We start from the raw sequence: 25,574 nt of genomic DNA on the forward strand, positions 1-25,574 counted from the left end.
TATAAGCATCCTGCACGCTCAGGCTATCCAGACCCAGSGTTTTGGAGTTGATTTCTTTCAGGTTGATATCGATGGTTTCGCCATCGTTAGCACCAACCTGGATGGTCAGGGTGTTGTCTTTYGCCAGTACTTTCACGCCGTTGAACTGGGTCTGACCGGATACGCGGTCGATTTCGTTCAGACGCTGAGTGATTTCAGCCTGGATGGAGTCGAGGTCAGACTGGGAGTTGGTACCRGTAGAAGACTGAACCGCCAGYTCACGAACACGCTGCAGGTTGTTGTTGATYTCAGACAGAGAACCTTCAGTGGTCTGYGCGATGGAGATACCATCGTTGGCGTTACGGGACGCCTGAGTCAGACCTTTGATGTTAGAGGTGAAACGGTTAGCAATCGCCTGACCTGCAGCATCGTCTTTCGCGCTGTTGATACGCAGACCGGAAGACAGACGCTCRATAGCKGAGCTCAGAGAAGACTGAGATTTGTTCAGGTTGTTCTGGGTCAACAGCGACAGGCTGTTTGTATTGATRACTTGTGCCATGATCTTTTCCTTATCAATTACAACTTGATGTTATTGGGCTGTTGCCCACGGTTTCTGACCGTAACCCATGTATCGGCACCTTAAATTCGAACTTTAGAAAATTTTTACTTTCCGCCCATTTTTTTCTTAGCCCCGGAAATACCCGCTTTAATTACCACTATTCCGCGCATTATTTTTGCAAAACTATTATTAAACTTTGCGCGCAGATTGCCGATATAGCGGTTAACTACTGTTTGCAATCACAAGGAATTAGGCATGCCTTCATTTACATCACTGGGCGTTGGCTCGAACTTACCACTGGACACATTGCTGACAAACTTAACCACTGCTGAGAAAAAGCGCTTAACGCCCATTACCCAGCAGCAAAGTGCTAACACCTCGCGTCTGACCGCGTACGGTACGCTGAAAAGTGCATTAGAAAAATTTCAAACGGCGAATACCGCACTGAACAATGCCGACCTGTTTAAAAGCACCACGGCAACCAGCAGCACAGAAGACTTAAAGGTCAGTACGACCGCCGGTGCTGCTCCCGGTAAATATACCGTCAGCGTGTCCAAACTGGCACAAGCACAGTCGCTATCAACCACGTCCAAAATTACCTCTACCAAAGAACAGTTGGGCGATACCAGTGTTGATGAACGCACCATAACGATTTCACAACCGGGTCGTAAAGAACCCCTGGAAATCAAGTTAGGCAAAGGCGAAACCTCTCTGGAGGATATTCGTGACGCCATTAACGATGCGGACAGCGGTATTTCGGCAAGTCTGGTAAAGGTTAAGGAAGACGATTATCAGTTAGTGTTAACCGCGGAAAGCGGCACTGAAAGCGAAATGACCATCTCAGTCTCGAATGATTCGAAACTGAGCGATTTACTGTCCTATGACAGCAAAGCGGGCAGCGGCAAAATGAAGCAACTGGTCGGTGCGCAAAATGCGCAACTGACCGTCAACGGCATTGATATTGAACGTCAAAGCAATACCGTAACTGACGCACCGCAGGGCATCACGCTGCAACTGACCAAAGAAGTCAAAGATGCCTCAATCACGGTAACAAAAAGTGATGAAAAGGCCACAACGGCAATTAAAGCCTGGGTGGAAGCCTATAACTCACTGGTCGATACCTTTGGTACGCTAACTAAATATAAAGAAGTTGAACCGGGTGAAGCGGCCAGTGCAGATAACGGCGCGTTACTGGGCGACAGTGTTCTCCGTACCATTCAAAACGGTATTCGTGCGCCATTTGCTAACAGCGGCAGCGAGTCCCCGTTTAAAACCATGTCTGAGATTGGCATTACTCAGGATGGCGGCACTGGCAAGTTAAAAATTGATGAAGAAAAACTGGCTAAGGCACTGAAAGATAACACAGCAGCGACCCGTGAACTGTTGGTGGGTGACGGCAAAGAAACCGGTATTACCACCAAGATTGCCACCGAAGTAAAAAGCTATCTGGCCGATGACGGTATTATCGACAATGCGCAAGACAATATTAACGCCAACCTGAAACTGCTGACTAAGCAGTATCTGACCGTGAGTAACAGCATTGATGAAGTCGTGGCTCGCTATAAAGCACAGTTTACCCAACTCGATTCCATGATGAGTAAGCTGAACAGCACCAGTACCTATCTGGGCCAACAATTTTCAGCGATGAATAATTCCTGATAACACGAGGTAAGCATGTATACCGCGAGCGGTACCAAAGCCTATGCACAGGTCAGCGTGGAAAGCGCCGTGATGAGCGCCAACCCGCATCAGTTGATCGAAATGTTGTTTGATGGCGCACATAGCGCCCTGGTGCGCGCTCGTCTGTTTATGCAGCAAGGCGATATCGTTGCCAAAGGTGAGGCATTAAGCAAGGCAATCAATATCATCGATAATGGTCTGAAGGCGGGCCTGGACCACGAAAAAGGAGGAGAGATCGCCACCCATCTTTCTTCGTTGTACGACTATATGGTTCGCCGTTTATTGCACGCAAATCTGAATAATGATTGTCAGGCGATTGAAGAAGTCGAAGGGTTGCTCGGAAACATCGCGGATGCCTGGAAACAGATCTCACCAAACGCGTCGTCCCAGGAGTCCCGTTAATGACCTCAGCCGTGGAGTTTATCAACCGTTGGCAGCGCATTGCGCTGCTCAGTCACTCGCTGCTGGAACTGGCGCAGCGAGGTGAATGGGACCTTTTACTGGAACAGGAAGTTAGCTATCTGCAAAGTATTGAAGTGGTCATGGAAGAACAAACTCCATCTGGCATCACGCGAAGCGTTCAGGATTTGATTGCCGGGTATATTAAACAGACGCTGGATAACGAACAGTTGCTCAAAGCATTACTGCAGCAGCGTCTGGATGAACTCAGCACGCTGATCGGTCAGTCAACCCGCCAGAAGACGCTAAATAACGCCTACGGTCGGCTTTCCGGTATGTTACTGGTTCCGGATGCGCCAACTGCCCCACAATAATTTCCCGCTTCGTCTGAATAATCTTCCATACTCCAGAGGTCGGCCAAACGGCTTCTGGAGCACGGAAGATGAAAAACCCCACCTTATTGCAGTACTTCCACTGGTATTACCCTGATGGCGGCCAGCTCTGGTCGGAACTCGCCGCACGCGCGGACGGACTGAATGATATCGGCATCAATATGGTATGGCTGCCTCCTGCCTATAAAGGTGCGTCCGGCGGATACTCCGTTGGCTATGACACCTACGATCTGTTTGATTTAGGCGAATTCGACCAGAAAGGCACTATTGCCACCAAATACGGCGATAAAAATCAGTTACTGGCGGCAATCGACGCGTTAAAGCACAACGATATCGCGGTACTGCTGGATGTGGTGGTCAACCACAAAATGGGGGCCGACGAGAAAGAACACATTCAGGTTCAGCGCGTAAACGCCGATGACCGCACGCAGATTGACGATGAGATTGTCGAATGCGAGGCCTGGACGCGGTACACCTTCCCTGCCCGTGCGGGTCAGTACTCTCAATTCATTTGGGACTACAAATGCTTTAGCGGCATCGATCATATTGAAAATCCCACCGAGGACGGCATTTTTAAAATCGTGAATGATTATACCGGCGAAGGCTGGAACGATCAGGTCGATGACGAACTGGGCAACTTTGACTATCTGATGGGCGAAAATATCGATTTTCGCAATCATGCCGTGACTGAAGAGCTCAAATACTGGGCACGCTGGGTGATGGATCAAACCCATTGCGATGGTTTTCGCCTGGATGCCGTCAAACATATCCCGGCATGGTTCTATAAAGAGTGGATCGAGCACGTCCAGGAGGTGGCACCCAGGCCGCTGTTTATCGTCGCGGAATACTGGTCCCATGATGTCGATAAACTGCAAACCTATATTAACCAGGTCGAGGGGAAAACCATGCTGTTTGATGCCCCTTTGCAAATGAAGTTTCACGAAGCGTCCCGCCAGGGTCGCGATTATGACATGAGCCAGATTTTCACCGATACGCTGGTGGAGGCCGATCCCTTTCATGCGGTGACGCTGGTTGCGAACCATGACACCCAGCCGTTGCAGGCGCTGGAAGCCCCCGTCGAGGCGTGGTTTAAGCCGCTGGCCTACGCGCTGATCCTGCTGCGCGAAAACGGCGTGCCGTCGGTGTTCTACCCCGATCTTTACGGGGCACATTACGAAGACACTGGCGACGATGGCGAAACTTATCCTATCGACATGCCCATCATCGAACAGCTTGATGAACTGATCCTCGCACGTCAGCGCTTCGCTCACGGCGTACAGACGCTCTTTTTCGATCATCCTAACTGTATCGCCTTTAGCCGCAGCGGAACGGACGACGATCCCGGCTGCGTGGTTGTTCTGTCTAACGGCGATGACGGGGAGAAGACCATCAATCTCGGCGCGAATTACGGCAATAAAACCTGGCGTGATTATCTGGGAAATCGCGAGGAAAGCGTGGTCACCGATGAAAATGGCGAAGCAACGTTTTATTGTAACGCCGGGAGCGTCAGCGTGTGGGTCATTGAAGAAGTGATTTAAAACTCAACCCCGGTGGCCATTGGCTACCGGGGCGTATGGCTTATGGCAATGGCGTAGGCAACGGCGTTTTCTTTAACGCATCGGCGCACTCCTGCGTCGGGCGATCAACCCGCTGCAGCGTCATACCGTCATATTCCAGCGTATTGCCGTCACGCTCAATCTCATACAGCTCGCGTTTCACCGTCACGTTGGTGAGATCGCCAGAGAGCATCGTTAGCTTGCCCGGCAGCGCGATCACTCGCTGCCACTGACGGCAATCCAACGTATCCCCCTCTTTTGTGACAATCAGACTGGCGATCGCTTCCGGGCTCACCAGCGCACGCTGCGGACCTTTCGACTGCCAGTATCCTGCCAGACCGGCAGGAGCTGGTGTTTTCACCACGTCATTATAATTTTGTACCTCGGCGCAGCCAGCAAGCACCAACAATGCACCAACGATTGCTAATTTTTTCATCATTCATCCTGCATGCGAAGAAAAGGGGATTGTGGCATTAAAGCCCTGATGTCGCCAGCCTTTCGGCAGCCCGGAGAAAGATTGATCCAGACGGTGTTACCTCTTATTACTCATAGTCAAAAATTCTGATCGGTGTAATATCCACGCTTCTTGTTACATACCTTCTGAGTTCAGAGGCAAAACGCATGTCATGGCAACACTTCAAACAAGCCTGGTTAATTAAATTTTGGGCCCCTGCCCCTGCGGTTATCGCAGCGGGTATTCTCTCCACTTACTATTTCGGCATTACGGGAACCTTCTGGGCCGTTACCGGCGAATTTACCCGCTGGGGTGGGCAAATCCTGCAACTGTTTGGCGTGCACGCCGAAGAGTGGGGATACTATAAACTGATCCACCTCGAAGGTTCGCCCCTGACGCGTATCGACGGGATGATGATCCTCGGTATGTTCGGCGGCTGTTTCGCTGCCGCACTGTGGGCCAACAACGTCAAATTACGCATGCCGCGCAGTCGGATCCGCATTCTGCAGGCGGTGGTCGGCGGGATGATCGCCGGTTTCGGCGCCCGTCTGGCAATGGGCTGTAACCTGGCCGCGTTTTTTACCGGCATTCCACAGTTCTCGCTGCATGCCTGGTTCTTCGCGCTGGCAACGGCTATGGGCTCATGGTTTGGCGCCCGCTTTACCCTGCTACCGATGTTTCGTATTCCGGTCAAAATGCAGAAAGTTTCCGCCGCCTCGCCGCTGACGCAAAAACCGGATCAGGCGCGTCGTCGTTTCCGCCTCGGTATGCTGGTATTTATCGGCATGATCGGCTGGGCGCTATTGACCGCAATGGACAAGCCGAAGCTGGGTCTGGCCATGTTGTTTGGCGTTGGGTTCGGCCTGCTGATTGAACGGGCGCAAATCTGCTTTACCTCGGCCTTCCGCGATCTGTGGATTTCCGGGCGCACCCATATGGCAAAAGCCATTATCTTCGGCATGGCGGTAAGCGCCATTGGTATCTTTAGCTATGTGCAACTGGGCGTTGAGCCGAAGATTATGTGGGCTGGTCCAAATGCGGTGATCGGTGGCTTACTGTTTGGTTTCGGTATCGTGCTGGCGGGCGGGTGTGAGACCGGCTGGATGTACCGCGCGGTTGAGGGCCAGGTGCATTACTGGTGGGTGGGGCTGGGAAACGTTATCGGCTCGACCATTCTGGCTTACTACTGGGATGACTTTGCCCCTGCCCTTGCCACTCGCTGGGATAAAGTGAATCTGCTCGACACCTTTGGGCCGCTCGGCGGGCTACTGGTGACTTATCTGCTGTTGTTTATTGCATTGATGCTCATCATCGGTTGGGAAAAACGTTTCTTCCGCCGCGCAGGGCTGACGCCTGCTAAGGAATCCGCATGAAAAATATCGTCCCTGATTATCGCCTCGACATGGTCGGTGAACCGTGCCCTTACCCGGCGGTCGCCACGCTGGAAGCCATGCCGCAATTGAAGAAAGGTGAAATTCTGGAAGTGGTCAGCGATTGCCCGCAGTCAATCAACAATATTCCGCTGGATGCGCGTAACCATGGGTATACGGTGCTGGATATTCAGCAGGATGGGCCAACGATTCGCTATCTGATTCAAAAATAAGTGTAGGCCGGATAGCGCTGCGCTTATCCGGCCTACATTCTCTGCTTGTTGCACCTACACCTGCATGGACATCACTTCCTGGTAGGCTGATACCAGTTTGTTGCGCACCTGAATACCCATCTGCATCGAAACCGACGCTTTCTGCATATCGGTCATCACATCATTCAGCGCAATGCCTGGTTCACCCAGGGTAAATTTTTCAGCCTGAACGCGAGAGGCGGTTTGCACATCGCTGATTCTGTCCAATGCCGCGTGCAACTGACCGGCAAAACTCACGGTCGATTGTGGCTGCACATCCTGCATTTTCGCTGACATTGCCGTGGCCTGTAGCTGACTGATAACCCCTTCAATCCCCTGTATTGCCGACATTCTGATCCCCTGGATGATTTTTTACGTAGCAGAGATTACCAGCTCGTCAATAAGATAAAGGCGCTAAATAACGATAAAAAACCTCGGTTTTTAACGCATAGAAAAATTCGAAACCGCAAATAATGAGACCGTCAATTTTTCGAGTTTGCTGACCCGGGAGTGAGTCTTGTTCCACTTTGCAAAAAACGCCGTCCACGATAAGCCACGAGGTGCGAGATGAGTGCGACAGCATCGACTGCAACCCAACTGAAACCTCTCGAGTGGTTAAATCGCCTGCGCGCGAATCCCAAAATCCCTCTGATTGTGGCGGGTGCCGCTGCCGTCGCTATCATCGTTGCGATGGTCCTGTGGGCCAAAGCACCTGACTACCGCACACTGTTCAGCAACCTATCCGATCAGGACGGTGGCGCGATTGTCACGCAGCTGACGCAGATGAACGTTCCTTATCGTTTCACTGAGGGAAGCGGCGCCATTGAAGTCCCTGCTGATAAAGTTCATGAACTGCGTTTACGCCTGGCACAGCAAGGCCTGCCGAAAGGCGGCGCGGTGGGCTTTGAGTTACTGGACCAGGAAAAGTTTGGTATCAGCCAGTTTAGCGAGCAGGTCAACTACCAGCGAGCTCTGGAAGGCGAATTAGCCCGTACCATTGAAACACTGGGGCCGGTAAAACGCGCCCGTGTCCATCTTGCGATGCCCAAACCGTCACTGTTCGTACGTGAACAAAAAGCCCCTTCTGCCTCCGTCACGGTAAACCTGGAGCCGGGTCGAGCACTGGACGAAGGTCAGATTAGCGCGGTAACGCATCTGGTCTCCAGCGCTGTCGCAGGCTTGCCGCCGGGCAACGTGACGCTGGTCGATCAAGCAGGACATCTGTTAACCCAGTCGAACACCAGCAGCCGCGACCTGAACGATGCGCAGCTGAAATATGCCAGCGATGTTGAAGGTCGCGTACAGCGTCGTATTGAATCAATCCTGTCGCCCATTGTCGGTAACGGCAACGTACATGCACAGGTTACTGCCCAGCTGGATTTCGCCAACAAAGAGCAAACCGAAGAGAAGTACAGCCCAAATGGCGACGACTCACAGGCTGTTCTGCGTTCACGCCAGCTTAACGTCAGCGAGCAGATAGGAAGCGGAGCGCCTGGCGGCGTACCGGGCGCACTGTCTAACCAGCCCGCGCCGGCGAATACGGCCCCGATTAATACACCACCGGCAAATCAGCAAAACCCGCAGAATGCGCAAACCACGCAAACGGCGAATAACGCCAATGCCGGACCGCGCAGCACGCAGCGTAACGAAACCAGCAACTATGAAGTTGACCGTACCATTCGTCACACCAAGATGAATGTGGGTGATGTACAGCGCCTGTCGGTGGCGGTAGTGGTCAACTATAAAACGTTACCGGATGGCAAACCGCTGCCGTTAACCGCCGACCAAATGAAACAAATTGAGGACCTGACCCGCGAGGCCATGGGCTTCTCTGAAAAACGCGGCGATACCCTCAATGTCGTGAACTCCCCCTTCACCGCAAGTGATGACGCGGGCGGAGAGCTTCCATTCTGGCAGCAGCAGTCCTTTATTGATCAGCTAATGTCCGCTGGCCGTTGGTTGCTGGTTCTGTTGGTGGCCTGGATCCTGTGGCGTAAAGCGGTTCGTCCGCAGTTGATGCGTCGCAGCGAAGAGGTCAAAGCCGCACAAGAACAAACACGTATTCGCCAGGAAACGGAAGAAGCGGTTGAAGTTCGCCTCAGCAAAGACGAGCAGACCCAGCAGCGCCGTAACAACCAGCGGCTGGGTGCTGAAGTCATGAGCCAGCGTATTCGTGAAATGTCAGATAACGATCCGCGCGTCGTGGCGCTGGTCATTCGCCAGTGGATAAATAACGAACATGAGTAATCTTAGCGGCACCGATAAAAGCGTCATCTTATTGATGACCATTGGCGAAGATCGCGCGGCGGAGGTCTTTAAGCACCTTTCCACGCGCGAAGTGCAGGCTCTCAGTACGGCAATGGCCAACGTGCGTCAGATCTCCAACAAGCAGTTGACGGAGGTTCTGGCCGAATTTGAACAAGAAGCCGAGCAGTTTGCCGCACTGAACATCAACGCCAACGAATACCTGCGCTCCGTGCTGGTAAAAGCGTTGGGCGAAGAACGTGCCTCCAGCCTGCTGGAAGACATTCTGGAAACTCGCGATACCACCAGCGGCATTGAAACGCTCAACTTTATGGAGCCACAAAGCGCCGCCGATCTTATTCGCGACGAGCACCCGCAGATTATCGCCACCATTCTGGTTCACCTCAAACGGGGCCAGGCCGCCGATATTCTGGCGCTGTTCGACGAGCGCTTACGCCACGATGTCATGCTGCGTATCGCGACTTTCGGCGGCGTACAGCCTGCCGCACTGGCAGAACTGACCGAAGTGCTGAACGGGTTGCTCGACGGTCAGAACCTCAAGCGCAGCAAAATGGGCGGCGTGAGGACAGCAGCAGAAATTATCAACCTGATGAAGACGCAGCAGGAAGAAGCGGTTATTACCGCGGTACGCGAATTCGACGGCGAGCTGGCGCAGAAAATTATCGACGAGATGTTCCTGTTCGAAAATCTGGTGGATGTCGACGATCGCAGCATCCAGCGTCTGTTGCAGGAAGTGGATTCTGAATCGCTGCTGATAGCCCTGAAAGGTGCCGAGCAACCATTGCGCGAGAAGTTCCTGCGCAACATGTCGCAGCGTGCCGCCGATATCCTGCGCGACGATCTTGCCAACCGCGGTCCGGTACGTTTGTCGCAGGTGGAAAACGAACAGAAAGCAATTCTGCTTATCGTACGTCGTCTGGCCGAGACCGGCGAGATGGTGATCGGCAGCGGCGAGGATACCTATGTCTAACGATCTGCCATGGAAAGTCTGGACGCCTGACGATCTCGCCCCGCCAATGGCGGAGTTCATACTGGCCGATCATACCGACGATCAGCCGTCTGACGAGACAGAAGAGCCACAGCTATCTGCGGAACAACAGCTTGAGCAGCAGTTGGCGCAAATGCAGCTCCAGGCCCATGAGCAAGGATATAATGCCGGCCTGGCTGAAGGTCGGCAAAAGGGGCACGCACAAGGTTATCAGGACGGACTGGCCCAGGGTCTGGAGCAGGGTCAGAACCAGGCTCGCGCCCAACATGCGCCGATTCATGCCCGCATGCAGCAACTGGTCAGTGAGTTTCAGAATACACTGGATGCCCTGGACAGCGTCATTGCATCGCGCCTGATGCAAATGGCACTGGAAGCCGCGCGCCAGGTTATCGGCCAGACACCCATCGTGGATAACGCCGCGCTGATTAAGCAAATCCAACAGCTGTTGCAACAGGAGCCGCTGTTTAGCGGTAAACCGCAGTTGCGCGTCCATCCGGACGATCTGCAGCGGGTGGAAGAGATGCTGGGGGCGACCCTCAGTCTGCACGGCTGGCGACTGCGTGGCGATCCAACGTTGCATCACGGTGGCTGTAAAGTCTCTGCTGATGAAGGCGATCTGGACGCCAGTGTTGCCACCCGCTGGCAAGAACTCTGCCGTCTGGCAGCGCCGGGAGTCGTGTAATGACCACTCGCCTGACTCGCTGGCTCAACACGCTGGACAACTTCGAAGAAAAAATGTCGCTGCTGCCTGCGGTGCGTCGTTACGGGCGTCTGACCCGCGCCACCGGGCTGGTACTGGAAGCCACAGGTCTGCAGTTGCCGCTGGGTGCCACCTGCGTCATTGAGCGTCAGGATGGCAACGAAACCCAGGAAGTCGAAAGCGAAGTGGTTGGCTTTAATGGTCAACGCCTGTTTCTGATGCCGCTCGAAGAGGTCGAAGGCGTTCTGCCGGGCGCGCGCGTTTACGCGAAAAACATCGCCGGCGAAGGGCTGCAAAGCGGGAAACAATTACCGCTGGGCCCTGCCCTGCTGGGGCGTGTTCTCGATGGCAGCGGGAAGCCGCTTGATGGGTTGCCTGCACCCGACACCACGGAAACAGGGGCGCTAATCACCCCGCCATTTAACCCCCTGCAACGTACCCCGATTGAACACGTGCTGGATACTGGCGTACGGCCTATCAATGCGCTGTTAACCGTCGGGCGCGGTCAGCGAATGGGGCTTTTCGCTGGTTCCGGTGTGGGTAAAAGCGTCCTGCTCGGCATGATGGCACGCTATACCCAGGCTGACGTCATTGTTGTCGGTCTGATTGGCGAGCGTGGACGCGAAGTTAAAGATTTTATTGAAAATATACTTGGCGCCGAGGGACGTGCACGCTCGGTGGTGATTGCCGCTCCGGCGGACGTTTCCCCGCTGTTGCGTATGCAGGGTGCAGCCTACGCCACGCGCATCGCCGAAGATTTTCGCGATCGCGGCCAGCACGTGCTGCTGATTATGGATTCCCTCACCCGTTATGCAATGGCACAGCGTGAAATTGCACTGGCGATCGGCGAACCTCCGGCAACGAAAGGCTATCCGCCGTCGGTGTTTGCTAAATTACCCGCACTGGTTGAACGGGCTGGCAACGGTATTCATGGCGGCGGTTCCGTGACCGCATTTTATACCGTACTGACCGAAGGCGACGACCAACAGGACCCTATTGCTGACTCCGCCCGTGCCATTCTCGACGGCCACATTGTCCTGTCCCGTCATCTGGCCGAGGCCGGTCACTATCCGGCCATTGATATTGAAGCCTCAATCAGCCGCGCAATGACCGCATTGATCAGCGAGAAACATTATGCGCGGGTACGCAACTTTAAGCAGCTACTGTCCAGTTTCCAGCGTAACCGCGATCTGGTCAGCGTAGGCGCCTACGCCAAAGGCAGCGATCCCATGTTGGATAAAGCCATTGCCTTATGGCCACAGCTGGAAGCATTTTTACAGCAAGGCATCTTTGAACGAGCCGACTGGGAAGACTCCCTGCAGGCTTTGGATCTGATTTTCCCTGGTGTGTGATTAAGCAGGAGAGCATAGGTCATGGCACAACATGGTGCGCTGGCAACACTTAAAGACCTGGCTGAAAAAGAAGTCGATGACGCAGCTATCTTATTAGGCGAGATGCGCCGCGGATGTCAGCAGGCGGAAGAGCAGTTGAAGATGCTGATCGATTATCAGCATGAATATCGCAACAATCTTAATAGCGATATGGGTCAGGGTATTACCAGTAATCGCTGGATTAACTATCAACAATTTATTCAAACGCTGGAAAAAGCGATTGAGCAACATCGCCAACAGCTCAACCAATGGACGCAGAAAGTGGACCAGGCGTTGAGCAGTTGGCGCGATAAAAAGCAGCGACTGCAGGCATGGCAGACTCTGCAGGACAGGCAAACCACAGCCGCGTTACTGGCTGAAAACCGCCTGGATCAGAAAAAAATGGATGAATTTGCTCAGCGTGCAGCTATGAGGAAACCCGAATGATTACTTTACCCCAACTGATTACCACCGACACCGACGTAGCCGCAGGTCTTCAGTCAGGCAAAGCGGTAGATTCCCCCGAGGATTTTTTAGCGTTGCTGGCAGGTGCATTAGGTGCAGGCGATGCACAGGGTAAAGGCGCCCCGCTGTCACTGGCCGATTTACAGGCCGCAGGCAGCAAACTGCAAAAAGGGTTATTGCAAAAGAATGGTGATACCGCACAGACGCTAAAATTAGCCGATCTGCTGACACAAAAAGAGGTCCAGACCGAGGCGTCGCTGGCCGACCTGACTGATGCACAACAGTTGCTGTCTGCGCTCACGCCGTCACTGAAGGTTAATGCCCTGACAACACTGGGCAAAACCGCACAGCATGATGAAAAAACCGCCCGTCTGAGCGATGACGATCTCGCCAACCTGAGTGCGCTGTTCGCTATGCTGCCGGGGCAACAGGTAACCACTCCGGCTGTTGATGCCACCCCAGCCCCGGCGGATGCGACGCTGTCGGTGCTGTTACGTGGTAATACCCCCAGCACGACTGCCGATAGCGCCAGTGAATTACTGACCGGCGAAGGGAAAAAAGGTAAAGCAGATACCGCGATGCATGCCAGTGGCGCGGATCAGACCAACAATGCTGGTTTCACCCCATTAACGGCAGCGGCAGCAACGCGCGCAGAGATTGAAAGTTCACCGTCACCAACCAGCGTTGGCGCAACAATAGCTCCGCTGGCTGGCACACAGACACATGCGCAGCCGTTACCGACTGCCGCGGCTCCGGTATTGAGCGCCCCACTGGGAAGCCATGAATGGCAGCAATCACTGAGTCAACACGTCACGCTGTTCACCCGCCAGGGCCAGCAAAGTGCGGAACTGCGTTTGCATCCGCAGGATCTGGGGCAAGTGCAGATTTCCCTCAAGCTTGATGACAACATGGCGCAACTGCAAATGGTCTCGCCTCATAGCCACGTTCGCGCGGCGCTGGAAGCGGCATTACCCATGCTGCGCACGCAGTTGGCTGAAAGCGGGATCCAACTGGGGCAAAGCAGTATCAGCAGCGAAAGTTTCGCCGGTCAGCAACAGTCGTCTTCACAGCAACAACAGGCTGGGCGTGCGCATGGACAAGATATTTTTGCTCCCGAAGATGATGCTGTTCTGGCCACACCTGCCGCACTGCAAGCCGCGGCTCGCGGTGATGGTGCAGTAGACATCTTCGCCTAACGCCAGAGGTAGCATGATTATCCGCGTCTTTTCCACGCTTTGTCGTGGTCAGGACACGGGATAATCAGCCTATAAGCTGTACCGAAACAGGAAGCCCGTATCTGATGACTGACTCCGCGATTAACAAAAAGAGTAAACGCGCTATTTGGATCCCTCTGCTGGTGTTAATTACGCTCGCCGCCCTCGCTACTGCGGGCTATAGCTACTGGCGCATGCAGCAGCAACCGTCCGCCAGCGTAAAAGCGGAACCGGCTCCACCGCCTGCCCCAGTGTTCTTCGCACTGGATACGTTTACCGTCAATTTAGGTGATGCGGATCGCGTGCTGTATATCGGTATCACACTGCGCATGAAAGACGAGGCGACACGCTCGCGTCTGAACGAATATCTGCCAGAAGTGCGCAGCCGTCTGCTGCTTTTGTTCTCTCGCCAGAACGCCGCCACGCTCGCAACAGAAGAAGGCAAACAGCAGCTGATTGCCGCTATCAAAGAGACGCTCGCGACTCCGCTCGTTGTCGGGCAGCCGAAACAGGTTGTCACCGACGTTCTTTATACAGCTTTTATTCTGCGGTAAAGACATGGGCGACAGTATTCTTTCTCAGGCTGAAATCGACGCATTGCTTAACGGCGATAGCGAAACTAAAGACGAACCCATTTCCGGTATCGCAAATGAAAGCGATATTCGTCCTTATGATCCCAACACTCAGCGCCGCGTCGTTCGTGAGCGTTTGCAGGCGCTGGAGATCATTAACGAACGCTTTGCGCGCCAGTTCCGTATGGGGTTATTTAACCTGCTACGCCGCAGCCCGGATATTACCGTGGGCGCGATCCGTATCCAGCCCTACCACGAGTTTGCACGTAACTTGCCGGTTCCGACCAACCTGAACTTAATCCACCTGAAACCGTTACGCGGGACAGGTCTGGTGGTGTTCTCACCAAGTCTGGTGTTTATCGCCGTAGATAACCTGTTCGGCGGTGATGGTCGTTTCCCGACGAAAGTCGAAGGCCGTGAATTTACGCACACTGAACAACGCGTCATCAACCGCATGCTGAAACTGGCGCTGGAAAGCTACAGCGACGCGTGGAAGGCTATCAACCCACTGGAAGTGGAATATGTCCGTTCCGAGATGCAGGTGAAGTTTACCAATATCACCACCTCCCCGAACGACATCGTGGTGAACACCCCGTTCCACGTTGAAATCGGCAACCTGACCGGTGAATTTAACATCTGTCTGCCATTCAGCATGATTGAACCGTTGCGCGAACTGCTGGTAAACCCACCGCTGGAAAACTCGCGTAATGAAGATCAGAACTGGCGCAATAATCTGGTGCGTCAGGTTCAGCATTCTGAGCTGGAACTGGTAGCAAACTTTGCTGACATTCCGCTGCGGCTGTCCCAGATTTTGAAGCTGAAACCCGGCGATGTACTGCCGATTGAAAAACCCGACCGCATTATTGCTCATGTGGACGGCGTACCTGTGCTGACCAGCCAATATGGCACCGTAAATGGTCAGTATGCGTTACGCGTAGAACATTTGATAAACCCGATTTTGAATTCGCTGAATGAGGAACAGCCCAAATGAGTGACATGAATAATCCGTCCGATGAGAACACTGGTGCATTGGACGATCTGTGGGCTGACGCGTTAAACGAGCAAAAAACAACGACCACCAAAAGTGCGGCCGATGCGGTATTCCAGCAGTTAGGTGGCGGCGATGTCAGCGGTGCACTGCAGGATATCGACCTGATCATGGATATTCCGGTCAAGCTGACCGTTGAATTGGGCCGCACCCGCATGACCATCAAAGAGCTACTGCGCCTGACGCAGGGTTCGGTCGTCGCGCTGGACGGTCTGGCGGGCGAGCCGCTGGATATTCTGATCAACGGTTATTTGATTGCTCAGGGTGAAGTTGTGGTAGTCGCAGATAAATACGGTGTACGTATTACTGACATTATTACCCCATCTGAACGTATGCGTCGTCTGAGCCGTTAACGATGAATACCCAGGCCACCGTCGCTCAGCCCGGTGCTGTACCCGGCTCACCGTTAGTGCAGGTCAGCGGCGCGCTGCTGGGGATCATTGTGTTGATCCTGGGAGCCGCCTGGCTGATTAAGCGCCTGGGATTTGCCCCCAAAAGCGTCGGCACGCGTGGACTGAAAGTTTCAGCCAGTACCTCATTAGGTCCACGTGAGCGGGTGGTAATTGTTGAGGTCGAAGACGCGCGTCTGGTGCTGGGCGTTACAGCGTCGCAGATCAACGTTCTGCATACCCTCCCCCCGGCACCTGCCAGTGCAGAAGAAAAAGCGGCCTCCCCTGCGGATTTCCAGGCCATGATGAAGAGTTTGCTGAAGCGTCCTGGGAGATCCTGATGCGCCGTTTGTTATCCCTCACGCTGACGGGTTTGTGGCTGTTCAGCCCAGCAGCCCTGGCCCAACTACCGGGTCTGGTTAGCCAGCCGCTGCCCGGCGGCGGACAAAGCTGGTCATTGCCCGTCCAAACGCTGGTGTTTATCACCTCGCTGACGTTCCTGCCCGCTATTTTGCTGATGATGACCAGCTTCACCCGCATCATCATCGTTTTTGGCCTGTTACGTAATGCGCTGGGAACACCGTCAGCACCGCCGAACCAGGTTTTACTTGGACTGGCGCTGTTTTTGACCTTTTTCATCATGTCGCCGGTGATCGACAAAATCTACGTTGATGCGTATCAACCCTTCAGCGAAGAGAAGATCTCCATGCAGGAAGCCATGGAGAAAGGCGCACAGCCGTTGCGTGAGTTTATGCTGCGTCAGACCCGTGAAGCCGATCTGGCTCTGTTTGCCCGCCTGGCAAACAGCGGCCCGTTACAGGGGCCTGAAGCCGTACCGATGCGCATTTTGCTGCCGGCTTATGTCACCAGTGAGTTGAAAACGGCATTCCAGATAGGTTTTACCATTTTCATTCCATTTCTGATAATCGATCTGGTTATCGCCAGCGTCCTGATGGCGCTCGGGATGATGATGGTGCCACCTGCCACCATTGCACTCCCATTCAAGCTCATGCTGTTTGTGCTGGTTGACGGCTGGCAGCTGCTTGTCGGCTCGCTTGCACAAAGCTTTTACAGTTAGAGGCGCGAAATGACTCCTGAATCGGTCATGATGATGGGCACTGAGGCGATGAAAGTTGCCCTTGCCCTTGCCGCACCTTTGTTGCTGGTTGCCCTCGTTACGGGTCTTATCATCAGTATCCTGCAGGCGGCAACCCAGATTAACGAAATGACGCTGTCCTTCATTCCGAAAATTGTCGCGGTCTTTATTGCCATCATCGTTGCCGGTCCGTGGATGCTTAATTTGCTGCTCGACTACGTGCGTACGCTGTTCAGCAATATTCCCTACATCATCGGGTAAACGACGCTATGTTGCAGGTGACCAGCGTTGAGTGGCTCCACTGGCTGAATCTTTACTTCTGGCCCCTGCTGCGCATACTGGCGCTCATTTCAACGGCTCCGATACTCAGCGAACGCGCCATCCCCAAACGGGTAAAACTGGGGCTGGGGTTAATGATTACCATGGTTATCGCTCCGCTGCTTCCCTCCGTAAACGTGCCTATCTTTTCTGTCGGCGCGATATGGCAGGCGATGCAGCAAATCCTGATCGGCATCGCATTAGGGTTCACCATGCAATTTGCGTTTGCCGCGGTGCGTACCGCCGGGGAAATCATCGGTCTGCAAATGGGTCTCTCCTTCGCAACCTTCTTCGACCCGGGCAGCCGCCTGAATATGCCCGTTCTGGCACGTCTGATAGATTTGCTGGCGATGCTGCTGTTCCTCACCTTTAATGGTCACTTGTGGCTTATCTCGCTATTGGTGGATACCTTCCATACTCTGCCTATCGGTGGCAATCCGGTTAATAGCAATGCCTTTCTCGCGCTGGCGCGGGCGGGGGGACTCATCTTCCTCAATGGTCTGATGCTGGCTCTGCCGGTGATGACGCTGCTGCTCACACTCAACCTCGCACTCGGTTTGTTAAACCGTATGGCGCCGCAGCTATCGATATTTGTCATTGGTTTCCCACTCACCCTGACCGTGGGTATTTCATTAATGGCCGCGCTAATGCCATTAATTGCCCCCTTCTGTGAGCGCTTATTCAGTGAGATTTTTAATTTGCTGGCTGACATCATCAGTGAAATGCCTTCAAAATAATAACCCTTATTTTTTATCCTGTTTTACTAAGGATTGTCCTAAATTCAAATACAGGCAACATCCACCAGGATAACGCTGTCGCGGTTTATTTGTTTTTGCCTCACTCACATAACGCAACATTTACTTTACTTTAAGATGTTTCCTGGCAAATTATACGCAACTTTACGGGATAGTAAATTCGCCTGAAAACAGCGAAAGCGTCATATTGGGTCGTTATTATTCCGTTTAGTTGTGATGAAATAATCAGGTAAGGGGAATTATCGTTACGCATTGAGTGAGGGTATGCCATGTCAACGATTATTATGGATTTATGCAGTTACACCCGGCTAGGGTTGACCGGATATCTGGTAAGTCGGGGGGTGAAGAAAAGGGAAATCAACGATATTTCAAGCGTTGATGAACTCAGCGTCGCCTGTGTCTCACTGCAGCCGTCTGTGGTGTTTATTAATGAAGACTGCTTTATTCACGATCCGGATAACAGCCAGAGAATTAAGCAAATCATTAATCAACATCCCAGCACTTTATTTATTGTATTTATGGCGATTGCCAATGTCCATTTTGATGAGTATCTCTTAGTAAGAAAAAATTTATTAATCAGTTCTAAGTCGATTAAACCAGATTCACTGGATGAACTTCTTGGCGATATTCTGAAAAAGGAAGTGGATATTGTCATTGATGTGAACCTGCCAACACTATCATTAAGCCGTACCGAATCCAGCATGCTACGTATGTGGATGGCCGGTCAGGGAACAATACAGATATCCGATCAAATGAATATCAAGGCGAAGACAGTCTCATCCCATAAGGGGAATATAAAACGAAAGATCAAGACACATAATAAACAAGTTATCTATCACGTTGTACGACTCACAGATAACGTCACCAATGGTATCTTTGTGAATATGCGTTAGGACATTCTGACTGGTGGGTTTACCACCAGTCAGAATCAGCGTCTGGATTACTCCACTTTTTCCACAAAGATCCCATCCTGATGGCCTGACTCATTAAAGAACCAGATACCGAGCGGGTAGTCTTCCAGAGAAACCAGGTACATGGTGCCTTCACTAAACTCTTCAATCGCCAGTACCCGGCCTGGCCGACGCGGCCCACCGTCCGTTTTGACTGTAACCCGATCATTAACCTTCATCGTTTTCCTCCTGTGGCTTTGTGCCAGTGTAGAACAAATTCCTTTTCCTGGCAGCGCCCTGCTCGCGTGATTGCGGGTTTTCTCGACGGTCTATACTTAACTTGTACGCATCAGAGATTCTGATACGTGCCCCGGTATCCTTAACGGTTGAGAGGTATGAGGATGAAAACCGCGAAAGAGTACAGCGATACGGCCAAACGTGACGTCAGCGTCGATGTGGACGCGCTATTGAAAGCTATCAACGAAATCTGCGAGAGCGAAATTCATCGCAGCCATGATGACCCCGATCGCGTCAGCGTTGATGGCCGGGATTATCATACATGGCATGAACTGGCCGACGCGTTCGAGCTTGATATCCATGATTTTAGCGTGACGGAGATCAATCGCTGACTTTGGGCGAAAAAAATCCCGGCCCGTATCGGGTCGGGATCAAGCTTGCTTATGCAAGAAGCACTTGAAAATTCGTTACACCAGGAAATCTGATGCGAAACCAACCTTATCTGCAATTTTTTTGCCTGACAAGTAAATAATTCTCACCAAAATGATAAATATAACTAATGGTTGAGAGATCACCAGGTTACGCCAGCCTGCGGTATTCAGGCATCCTGGCGCAGCGGACTGCGTTCGCCAGGAACCAGTTCATCTTCACGAAATGCCTCCCGTTTGACGCCAAAACCGTCATACCAGCGGCACTCCACCATTCCGCTGGCATACCCGGTAACGATCATGCGTGGGCCACCCTCTTTCGCGGTGACTTCCTCACTGACAGAAAAGACCATACCCGCCTCCTGTATCAAGAGAAACCTTTTCACCTTAGACGACAAAGAGACGTTTTGCGTAGTCTGGCAGGCGACAATTAGTGCGAAACTCCGCGTAACCTGGCAACCATTTTTACCAGCACCACCACGATCCCACCGATAATAAAGCCGAGCACCAGATTAAGCAGAGTCGGAAGCATCAGAGCAATGAATGAACTCTGCTGTTGGGCAAATTGCTCAATCGCATGATGCAGCGGCGCAATGCCGTGTACCACAATGCCGCCACCGACTAAAAACATCGCCAGCGTGCCGACCACGGAAAGTGATTTCATGAGCCAGGGAGCAACCACCAGCAATCCCTTACCCAGGGCCTGAGCCAGTGCGCTGCGCTTTTCTGCCAGCCAGTAGCCAATATCATCGAGCTTCACAATAATACCGACCAGACCATATACGCCAACGGTCACCACCAAAGCAATACCCGACAAAACCAGTACCTGATTCAACAACGGCGCATCCGCCACAATACCCAACGTAATGGCCACAATCTCTGCAGATAAAATAAAGTCAGTACGTATCGCCCCTTTGATTTTATCTTTCTCAAAGGTGAGAGGATCCTGCGCCGCCAACGATGTCAGACGCTGCTGACGCTCCTCTGGGGTCTCTTTTTGTTTTCGCGCTTCCAGGGTGTGAAGCACTTTTTCCACGCCCTCAAAACAGAGGAACGCCCCACCAATCATCAATAAGGGGGTGATAGCCCATGGAATGAAGGCGCTGATCAATAGCGCCAGCGGCACCAGGATAACTTTGTTGACGAAAGATCCTTTAGCCACACTCCAGACCACCGGAAGCTCGCGGTTCGCCCGCACGCCCGATACCTGTTGCGCGTTAAGCGACAAATCGTCTCCCAGCACACCCGCCGTTTTTTTCGCGGCCAGTTTTCCCATCACTGAGATATCGTCCAGAAGCGTGGCGATGTCATCAAGCAAGGTGAGTAAGCTACTTCCTGCCAAAATTTTAATCCTCAATATTATTGTTTTGCAGCCATAAGTATGAAGTAAAACACGCCATGCTGAAACAGACCTTTCTGGTCAACAATTATTTAACAACAGCAGGCAATTATAAGTCTCGCCAGCATGATAGTTTTGACGTTTACTATGTTGCACCTTTTTATTTCCACCGTGAGGGATTATGCGTTTCAGGCAATTGTTACCGCTTTTCAGTGCGCTATTTGCGCTGTACATCATTTGGGGTTCCACGTACTTCGTTATTCGCATTGGCGTTGAAAGTTGGCCGCCGTTGATGATGGCTGGCGTACGTTTTCTCTCTGCTGGAGTGTTATTAACACTTTTTTTACTTCTTCGCGGACACAAGCTACCGCCTCTGCGCCAGCTCCTGAACGCCGCGTTAATTGGTATCCTGCTGCTGGCCGTGGGTAATGGGCTGGTTACTGTTGCAGAACATCAAAATGTTCCTTCCGGTATTGCCGCCGTAGTGGTTGCCACCGTCCCGCTGTTTACGCTGTGCTTTAGCCACTTTTTTGGCATCAAAACACGCAAACTGGAATGGATGGGGATCGCAATTGGACTCGCCGGGATCATCATGCTTAACAGCGGTGGTAACTTGAGTGGTAATCCCTGGGGGGCAGTATTAATCCTGATTGGTTCAATGAGCTGGGCATTTGGCTCTGTGTACGGCTCACGTATAACCTTGCCCGTTGGCATGATGGCCGGTGCTATTGAAATGTTAGCCGCGGGTATTGTACTGATGTGCGCATCGCTGCTCAGTGGAGAAAAGCTGACCACGATGCCAACCTTCTCCGGTTTTATGGCGGTGGCATATCTCGCCCTGTTCGGCTCAATTATTGCGATTAACGCTTATATGTTCCTTATTCGTAATGTAAGCCCGGCGTTAGCCACCAGCTATGCCTACGTCAACCCTGTAGTGGCGGTTCTGTTAGGTACGGGGCTGGGAGGTGAAAGCCTGGCGTTGATCGAGTGGCTGGCGCTCGGAGTCATTGTTTTTGCCGTGGTATTGGTGACGCTGGGGAAATACTTATTCCCTGTCAAAGCTGACGCGGTCGCAGCCCCCTCGGAAAAGTCGTTACAGTAAATGAATGCCCTGAGTGTCGATCTGCGCGGTGGCGCCGCCGCCGCAGATCCACTCGATAACCCGTTCAGACAGTGCCTCGTTATCCAGTTTCTCACGCCCACGCAGGGCGCATTCCCAGACAATCAAGACCCGCCATCCCAACGACTGCAATTTTTCGCAGTCCCGCTTATCACGTACCACATTTTTTCCTATCTTCTCCAGCCAGAACGCCGTGCGGGTTGCCGGGACTTTAAAGAGATAGCAGTTGTGCTGATGCCAGAAACAGCCGTGGGTAAAGAGAACGCAACGGTAGTCATCCACCACAAAATCGGGGCGACCGGGCAACGTTGCATCCTGCGCGCGAAACGTTACCCCCTGCTCCGTCAGGATGTCGGCCAGACGTTTTTCGATCGCCGTATCGCGGGTCCCTATCGCCCGCATATTTTTACTGCGTGTCGCCTTATCGTGAACGTCTGCCATGCTGCTGTTCTTTCTCACGGAGCGCAACAGCCTGTTTGATCTTCGGCTCCAGCAGTTTGGCTACCGCCGCAAATGCCGGGACGACCACCGAATTACCGAACTGGCGGTAAGCCTGGGTATCTGATACCGGAATGCGAAACTGATAACCCTGAGGAGACTCAAACCCCATCAGGCGAGCGCACTCTCTTGGCGTTAATCGACGAGGACGATGTCGCTGATTGGCGGGATCATCGAAATCCTGTTCACCCAGCGCCATATCCCAGCCACGGTCTATCAAAATTTCAGCCCCATCCTTATAGTAACGTGCGGATAATGTACGCGTTACGCTATCGGGATTGCCGGGATAGACCATACCGTAGCCAAACCCATTGCCCCGTGCCTGATGTTTTTTCGCATAGCGATACAGGTATTTCCACAGGACCGGTGTCAGCACATATTTCGCATCAACAGTCGGTTCAAGCAGCTCTGAGAGCGTCGTTCGACGCTGAGGGTAGCGGCTGACAATATCGCGCAACGTAAAGTCTGACTTCAGGCTCAGATCACGTCGAAAGCCGACGAGCACGATACGTTCGCGATGCTGGGGTAAAAAATGTTGCCCATCGATAATCTTCGGATCATCCGGGCCATTATCTGCTGCATCCGCCACGTCATAGCCCAGTTCATCCAGCGTTTGCATGATGATGCGAAAGGTTTTTCCCTGGTCATGACTCTTCAGATTTTTAACGTTTTCGAGCACAAATATAGCCGGTCGCCGCGCGTCGATAATTCGCACCACGTCAAAAAAAAGCGTGCCTTGCGTATCACAGGCAAAACCGTGGGCACGCCCTAACGCGTTTTTCTTTGATACACCCGCCAGAGAAAATGGCTGGCAAGGGAAGCCGGCCAGCAGGACATCATGCTCGGGAACATGTTGACGAATATGCTCTGCAGCCTGCTCGTCACTCACCCCCTCATGATGGCTGAGCGTAATATCACGAATATCTTCATTAAAGTGGTGCTGCAGAGGATCGCAGTAGTGATTCGCCTTGTAGGTGCGCACCGCATGCTTGTTCCACTCGCTGGTAAACACGCACTGCCCGCCAATCGCTTCAAAACCGCGACGAATTCCGCCAATACCAGCAAAAAGATCGATAAAGCGAAAAGCATAATGTGGATGATGCGCCGGCGGCGTCGGTAGCATGGCGTTCAGATGAGCCAGCTCAGCGTCGCTGAGCCGATGCCATGTTTCATTGGCGACCACACGCTTAAAGATGGCCGGACTCCAGCGATTCTCACCAACACCATTCAGATGAGCAACCAGCGTTTTCACATCGTATATTTCAAGCAACTTAGCCAAAATCACCTGAACGGTAACTCCGGTATCATCTGTCATCGGTTTCATGGAGCCTGCTACTGAAAAATTATCCTGCATACGTTTAACCGGGCGAAATGGATAGTCGACAGGTTAACATATATTGGTGCAATTGACGTTTCAGCAATGACGACTACAGATATGCTTTAAGGGGTTGAATCGCCGCAAGATCCAACATTTCATATTCTCCTTTTAATTCTGCGCTGAGTTTTGCCATATACGTCAATAAAAAGTCAGCATTATGCTGTGCCAAATGCCGCCCTTGTTCAGTTTGCATTGTCAGTGGCAACGTCAGCAGTTTGGTCTGGAAATGATCAAGCGCGTACTGTTTATCATCGAGGCTACGCTGCCGGGCAAACGGATCCTCCGCATCAAACAATGCCACACCCAGCGAGCCAGAAACGGCGAACACGCGCGCCAGACCGATAGCCCCCAGCGCCTCAAGTCGATCGGCATCCTGAACGATTTTGGCTTCAAGTGTCGTGGGCGTAATTTTTGCGCTAAAACTGTGCGCTGCGATAGCGTGACTCACCGCATGCAGCCGATCCTGAGGAAATTCAGGAAAGTCCTGTGACAGTACACGACAGGTTTCCTGGGCTGCCAGTACCGATGAGCGATGACGTTCCGGATGATTTTTCGGTAAGCTGACAAGATCGTGGAAATAGCACGCGGTCAGTACGACCAACCAGTCTACGTTCGCATCCGTGCTCAGCTTTTGAGCCGTCTGCCACACGCGGCGAAAGTGAAAGATGTCATGGGCAGCGTCGTGCCCTGAATGATTTTCACGTAACCAGGCTTCAAATCTCGACTGCCAGTCGTGGAGTTCCATGCTCTCTCCCTTTACATAAAGAAAACCACCTTAGCAATAATTTTTACCCTGAACCACTGTCTGTCTTCTTTTATATCAAAATTCAATTATTAAATAACATCCATAACAAATATCAATTTATAATTTCCACATGCAGCATTGATAAAAAATTATCATGACAAACATAAAAACAATAATAAAAACATATAAAACACACACAACAAATATCAAACCACAAGACATAAATCAATTGATAATCATGTATTTATGTGTTGAATAAAAACAATAAATACATATAAAAATAATTTAAAAAACTCAAATGGAAATATTTTGAAATATCTAAAATATAATTGTTACATGTTATATTTTAAATTAAATGAACTTCATAGATAGTATCGAAATGTAGTTTTCAGGACATCACTACATATTCATTTTAATTATTAAACAAAGGGAATACATAATGAAAAGAAAAGTACTGGCACTGCTTCTCCCAGCTTTATTAGCTGCAGGCGCAGCAAATGCGGCTGAAATTTATAATAAAAACGGCAATAAACTGGATCTGTACGGAAAAGTCGATGGTCTGCGTTATTTCTCTGACGATACAGATAACGACGGCGATCAAACCTATGCGCGTCTGGGCTTTAAGGGCGAAACGCAGATCAACGATATGCTGACTGGCTACGGTCAGTGGGAATATAACGTTCAGGCCAACGGCACCGAAGGTGACAAAGGCGATTCCTGGACTCGTTTGGCTTTCGCAGGCCTGGGCTTTGCTGAAAACGGCACCTTCGATTACGGTCGTAACTACGGCGTCGTGTACGACGTTGAAGCCTGGACCGATATGCTGCCAGAATTCGGTGGTGATACTTACACTCAGACCGACGTGTATATGCTGGGTCGTACCAACGGCGTTGCTACTTATCGTAACCACGGCTTCTTTGGTCTGGCTGATGGCCTGAACTTCGCCCTGCAGTATCAGGGTAATAATGAAGGTAGCAGCGTAGGTCAGGAAGGTTCTGGTAATAGTGAAAACCGCAAACTGGCGAAAGAAAACGGCGACGGTTTCGGTATGTCCACCTCTTATGACTTTGACTTCGGTTTAAGCCTCGGTGCAGCGTACTCCAGTTCTGATCGTACTAA

At 52.1% G+C, this 25,574-nt stretch carries 30 protein-coding genes and 2 pseudogenes; 23 read left to right on the forward strand and 9 right to left on the reverse strand.

All coding sequences use genetic code 11. The annotated features are described in order from the left end of the window. Positions 1 to 538: pseudogene (locus JTI85_RS13895) on the reverse strand (flagellin FliC); the annotation flags it as partial. A 255-nt stretch (positions 539 to 793) separates the two neighbouring features. Between JTI85_RS13895 and fliD the strand changes: the two are divergent. From fliD to amyA, 4 genes are all read left to right on the forward strand, one after another. Beyond that, positions 794 to 2,197 carry a flagellar filament capping protein FliD gene (fliD, locus tag JTI85_RS13900; protein ID WP_048211317.1) on the forward strand — a complete coding sequence of 468 codons (1,404 nt, stop codon included), beginning with the start codon at positions 794 to 796 and terminating at the stop codon, positions 2,195 to 2,197. Positions 2,198 to 2,212: 15 nt separating this feature from the next. Beyond that, entirely contained in the window at positions 2,213 to 2,620 is a 408-nt protein-coding gene (gene fliS / locus JTI85_RS13905) for a flagellar export chaperone FliS (RefSeq protein ID WP_005127744.1), read from the forward strand. Then, complete coding sequence (fliT, locus tag JTI85_RS13910; RefSeq protein ID WP_048211316.1) at positions 2,620 to 2,991, forward strand: flagella biosynthesis regulatory protein FliT; 372 nt, start codon at positions 2,620 to 2,622, stop codon at positions 2,989 to 2,991. The genes fliS and fliT overlap by 1 nt, the downstream gene beginning before the upstream one ends. 68 nt (positions 2,992 to 3,059) lie before the next feature. Next, the gene (gene amyA, locus JTI85_RS13915; RefSeq protein WP_199945829.1) at positions 3,060 to 4,547 is read left to right on the forward strand and encodes an alpha-amylase; all 1,488 of its coding nucleotides are present in this window, start codon (positions 3,060 to 3,062) and stop codon (positions 4,545 to 4,547) included. A gap of 40 nt (positions 4,548 to 4,587) precedes the next feature. Here the strand turns inward: amyA and yedD are convergent, their stop codons facing one another. Further along, the gene (gene yedD, locus JTI85_RS13920) at positions 4,588 to 5,001 is read right to left on the reverse strand and encodes a lipoprotein YedD (protein WP_048211314.1); all 414 of its coding nucleotides are present in this window, start codon (positions 4,999 to 5,001) and stop codon (positions 4,588 to 4,590) included. Positions 5,002 to 5,138: 137 nt separating this feature from the next. Here yedD and yedE point away from each other — a divergent pair, with 137 nt between their 5' ends. Beyond that, positions 5,139 to 6,392 (forward strand): selenium metabolism membrane protein YedE/FdhT, encoded by a 1,254-nt coding sequence (yedE, locus tag JTI85_RS13925; protein ID WP_338121848.1) that lies wholly within the window; start codon positions 5,139 to 5,141, stop codon positions 6,390 to 6,392. After that, positions 6,389 to 6,622: a sulfurtransferase-like selenium metabolism protein YedF gene (gene yedF / locus JTI85_RS13930; RefSeq protein ID WP_000790504.1), complete on the forward strand. Its 234-nt coding sequence runs from the start codon at positions 6,389 to 6,391 to the stop codon at positions 6,620 to 6,622. Before yedE ends, yedF begins: the two co-directional genes overlap by 4 nt. Before the next feature lie 54 nt (positions 6,623 to 6,676). On the opposite strand, the gene fliE is transcribed toward yedF, so the two are convergent. Next, positions 6,677 to 6,991 (reverse strand): flagellar hook-basal body complex protein FliE, encoded by a 315-nt coding sequence (gene fliE / locus JTI85_RS13935; protein ID WP_005127749.1) that lies wholly within the window; start codon positions 6,989 to 6,991, stop codon positions 6,677 to 6,679. 216 nt (positions 6,992 to 7,207) lie between these two features. Here fliE and fliF point away from each other — a divergent pair, with 216 nt between their 5' ends. The 14 genes and pseudogenes from fliF (at position 7,208) to rcsA (ending at position 18,713) form a co-directional block, all read left to right on the forward strand. Continuing rightward, positions 7,208 to 8,887: a flagellar basal-body MS-ring/collar protein FliF gene (gene fliF / locus JTI85_RS13940; protein WP_048211312.1), complete on the forward strand. Its 1,680-nt coding sequence runs from the start codon at positions 7,208 to 7,210 to the stop codon at positions 8,885 to 8,887. Further along, on the forward strand, positions 8,880 to 9,875 hold the full coding sequence (gene fliG, locus JTI85_RS13945; protein WP_048211311.1) for a flagellar motor switch protein FliG: 996 nt from the start codon (positions 8,880 to 8,882) through the stop codon (positions 9,873 to 9,875). Before fliF ends, fliG begins: the two co-directional genes overlap by 8 nt. Continuing rightward, on the forward strand, positions 9,868 to 10,575 hold the full coding sequence (gene fliH, locus JTI85_RS13950; protein WP_048211310.1) for a flagellar assembly protein FliH: 708 nt from the start codon (positions 9,868 to 9,870) through the stop codon (positions 10,573 to 10,575). Before fliG ends, fliH begins: the two co-directional genes overlap by 8 nt. Beyond that, positions 10,575 to 11,945 carry a flagellar protein export ATPase FliI gene (gene fliI, locus JTI85_RS13955; protein ID WP_005127755.1) on the forward strand — a complete coding sequence of 457 codons (1,371 nt, stop codon included), beginning with the start codon at positions 10,575 to 10,577 and terminating at the stop codon, positions 11,943 to 11,945. The genes fliH and fliI overlap by 1 nt, the downstream gene beginning before the upstream one ends. A 21-nt stretch (positions 11,946 to 11,966) precedes the next feature. After that, positions 11,967 to 12,410, forward strand: coding sequence for a flagellar export protein FliJ (gene fliJ / locus JTI85_RS13960; protein WP_005127756.1), 444 nt, complete (start codon positions 11,967 to 11,969; stop codon positions 12,408 to 12,410). After that, positions 12,407 to 13,624, forward strand: coding sequence for a flagellar hook length control protein FliK (gene fliK / locus JTI85_RS13965; RefSeq protein ID WP_061068108.1), 1,218 nt, complete (start codon positions 12,407 to 12,409; stop codon positions 13,622 to 13,624). The genes fliJ and fliK overlap by 4 nt, the downstream gene beginning before the upstream one ends. 104 nt (positions 13,625 to 13,728) lie before the next feature. Continuing rightward, on the forward strand, positions 13,729 to 14,196 hold the full coding sequence (gene fliL, locus JTI85_RS13970; RefSeq protein ID WP_048211308.1) for a flagellar basal body-associated protein FliL: 468 nt from the start codon (positions 13,729 to 13,731) through the stop codon (positions 14,194 to 14,196). 4 nt (positions 14,197 to 14,200) lie between these two features. Then, complete coding sequence (gene fliM, locus JTI85_RS13975) at positions 14,201 to 15,205, forward strand: flagellar motor switch protein FliM (RefSeq protein WP_005127760.1); 1,005 nt, start codon at positions 14,201 to 14,203, stop codon at positions 15,203 to 15,205. Further along, on the forward strand, positions 15,202 to 15,615 hold the full coding sequence (gene fliN, locus JTI85_RS13980; RefSeq protein ID WP_005127761.1) for a flagellar motor switch protein FliN: 414 nt from the start codon (positions 15,202 to 15,204) through the stop codon (positions 15,613 to 15,615). Before fliM ends, fliN begins: the two co-directional genes overlap by 4 nt. A 2-nt stretch (positions 15,616 to 15,617) precedes the next feature. Further along, entirely contained in the window at positions 15,618 to 15,992 is a 375-nt protein-coding gene (gene fliO / locus JTI85_RS13985; protein WP_219351645.1) for a flagellar biosynthetic protein FliO, read from the forward strand. Continuing rightward, positions 15,992 to 16,729: a flagellar type III secretion system pore protein FliP gene (gene fliP / locus JTI85_RS13990; protein WP_101743179.1), complete on the forward strand. Its 738-nt coding sequence runs from the start codon at positions 15,992 to 15,994 to the stop codon at positions 16,727 to 16,729. The genes fliO and fliP overlap by 1 nt, the downstream gene beginning before the upstream one ends. Positions 16,730 to 16,738: 9 nt before the next feature. Continuing rightward, positions 16,739 to 17,008, forward strand: coding sequence for a flagellar biosynthesis protein FliQ (fliQ, locus tag JTI85_RS13995; protein WP_003030425.1), 270 nt, complete (start codon positions 16,739 to 16,741; stop codon positions 17,006 to 17,008). A gap of 8 nt (positions 17,009 to 17,016) precedes the next feature. Then, positions 17,017 to 17,793, forward strand: a pseudogene (gene fliR / locus JTI85_RS14000) (flagellar biosynthetic protein FliR); the annotation flags it as partial. A gap of 296 nt (positions 17,794 to 18,089) precedes the next feature. Next, positions 18,090 to 18,713 (forward strand): transcriptional regulator RcsA, encoded by a 624-nt coding sequence (gene rcsA / locus JTI85_RS14005; protein WP_048211304.1) that lies wholly within the window; start codon positions 18,090 to 18,092, stop codon positions 18,711 to 18,713. Positions 18,714 to 18,760: 47 nt separating this feature from the next. On the opposite strand, the gene dsrB is transcribed toward rcsA, so the two are convergent. Further along, a complete protein-coding gene (dsrB, locus tag JTI85_RS14010; RefSeq protein WP_005127768.1) occupies positions 18,761 to 18,949 on the reverse strand; it encodes a protein DsrB in 189 nt (62 codons plus the stop codon). 162 nt (positions 18,950 to 19,111) lie between these two features. Here dsrB and yodD point away from each other — a divergent pair, with 162 nt between their 5' ends. Beyond that, entirely contained in the window at positions 19,112 to 19,339 is a 228-nt protein-coding gene (yodD, locus tag JTI85_RS14015) for a YodD family peroxide/acid resistance protein (protein ID WP_048211303.1), read from the forward strand. Between the two features lie 206 nt (positions 19,340 to 19,545). Here the strand turns inward: yodD and JTI85_RS14020 are convergent, their stop codons facing one another. Further along, positions 19,546 to 19,728: a YodC family protein gene (locus JTI85_RS14020; protein ID WP_061068109.1), complete on the reverse strand. Its 183-nt coding sequence runs from the start codon at positions 19,726 to 19,728 to the stop codon at positions 19,546 to 19,548. A 77-nt stretch (positions 19,729 to 19,805) separates the two neighbouring features. Beyond that, entirely contained in the window at positions 19,806 to 20,717 is a 912-nt protein-coding gene (locus JTI85_RS14025) for a DUF808 domain-containing protein (protein WP_048211301.1), read from the reverse strand. 178 nt (positions 20,718 to 20,895) lie between these two features. Between JTI85_RS14025 and yedA the strand changes: the two genes are divergently transcribed. After that, the gene (yedA, locus tag JTI85_RS14030) at positions 20,896 to 21,816 is read left to right on the forward strand and encodes a drug/metabolite exporter YedA (RefSeq protein WP_061068110.1); all 921 of its coding nucleotides are present in this window, start codon (positions 20,896 to 20,898) and stop codon (positions 21,814 to 21,816) included. On the opposite strand, the gene JTI85_RS14035 is transcribed toward yedA, so the two are convergent. The 3 genes from JTI85_RS14035 to JTI85_RS14045 form a co-directional block, all read right to left on the reverse strand. Beyond that, on the reverse strand, positions 21,808 to 22,275 hold the full coding sequence (locus JTI85_RS14035; RefSeq protein WP_048211299.1) for a very short patch repair endonuclease: 468 nt from the start codon (positions 22,273 to 22,275) through the stop codon (positions 21,808 to 21,810). The genes yedA and JTI85_RS14035 overlap by 9 nt on opposite strands. Then, a complete protein-coding gene (locus JTI85_RS14040) occupies positions 22,256 to 23,686 on the reverse strand; it encodes a DNA cytosine methyltransferase (protein ID WP_370629180.1) in 1,431 nt (476 codons plus the stop codon). The genes JTI85_RS14035 and JTI85_RS14040 overlap by 20 nt, the downstream gene beginning before the upstream one ends. A 73-nt stretch (positions 23,687 to 23,759) precedes the next feature. Next, entirely contained in the window at positions 23,760 to 24,455 is a 696-nt protein-coding gene (locus tag JTI85_RS14045) for a phosphohydrolase (RefSeq protein ID WP_048211297.1), read from the reverse strand. Between the two features lie 439 nt (positions 24,456 to 24,894). Here JTI85_RS14045 and JTI85_RS14050 point away from each other — a divergent pair. After that, positions 24,895 to 25,574 (forward strand): porin (locus JTI85_RS14050; RefSeq protein WP_255574771.1); only part of this gene is annotated, 680 nt, incomplete at its 3' end.

Origin of the sequence: Citrobacter sp. Colony219, from assembly GCF_019382635.1 — a bacterium.
Classification (GTDB): Bacteria; Pseudomonadota; Gammaproteobacteria; order Enterobacterales; family Enterobacteriaceae; genus Citrobacter; species Citrobacter youngae.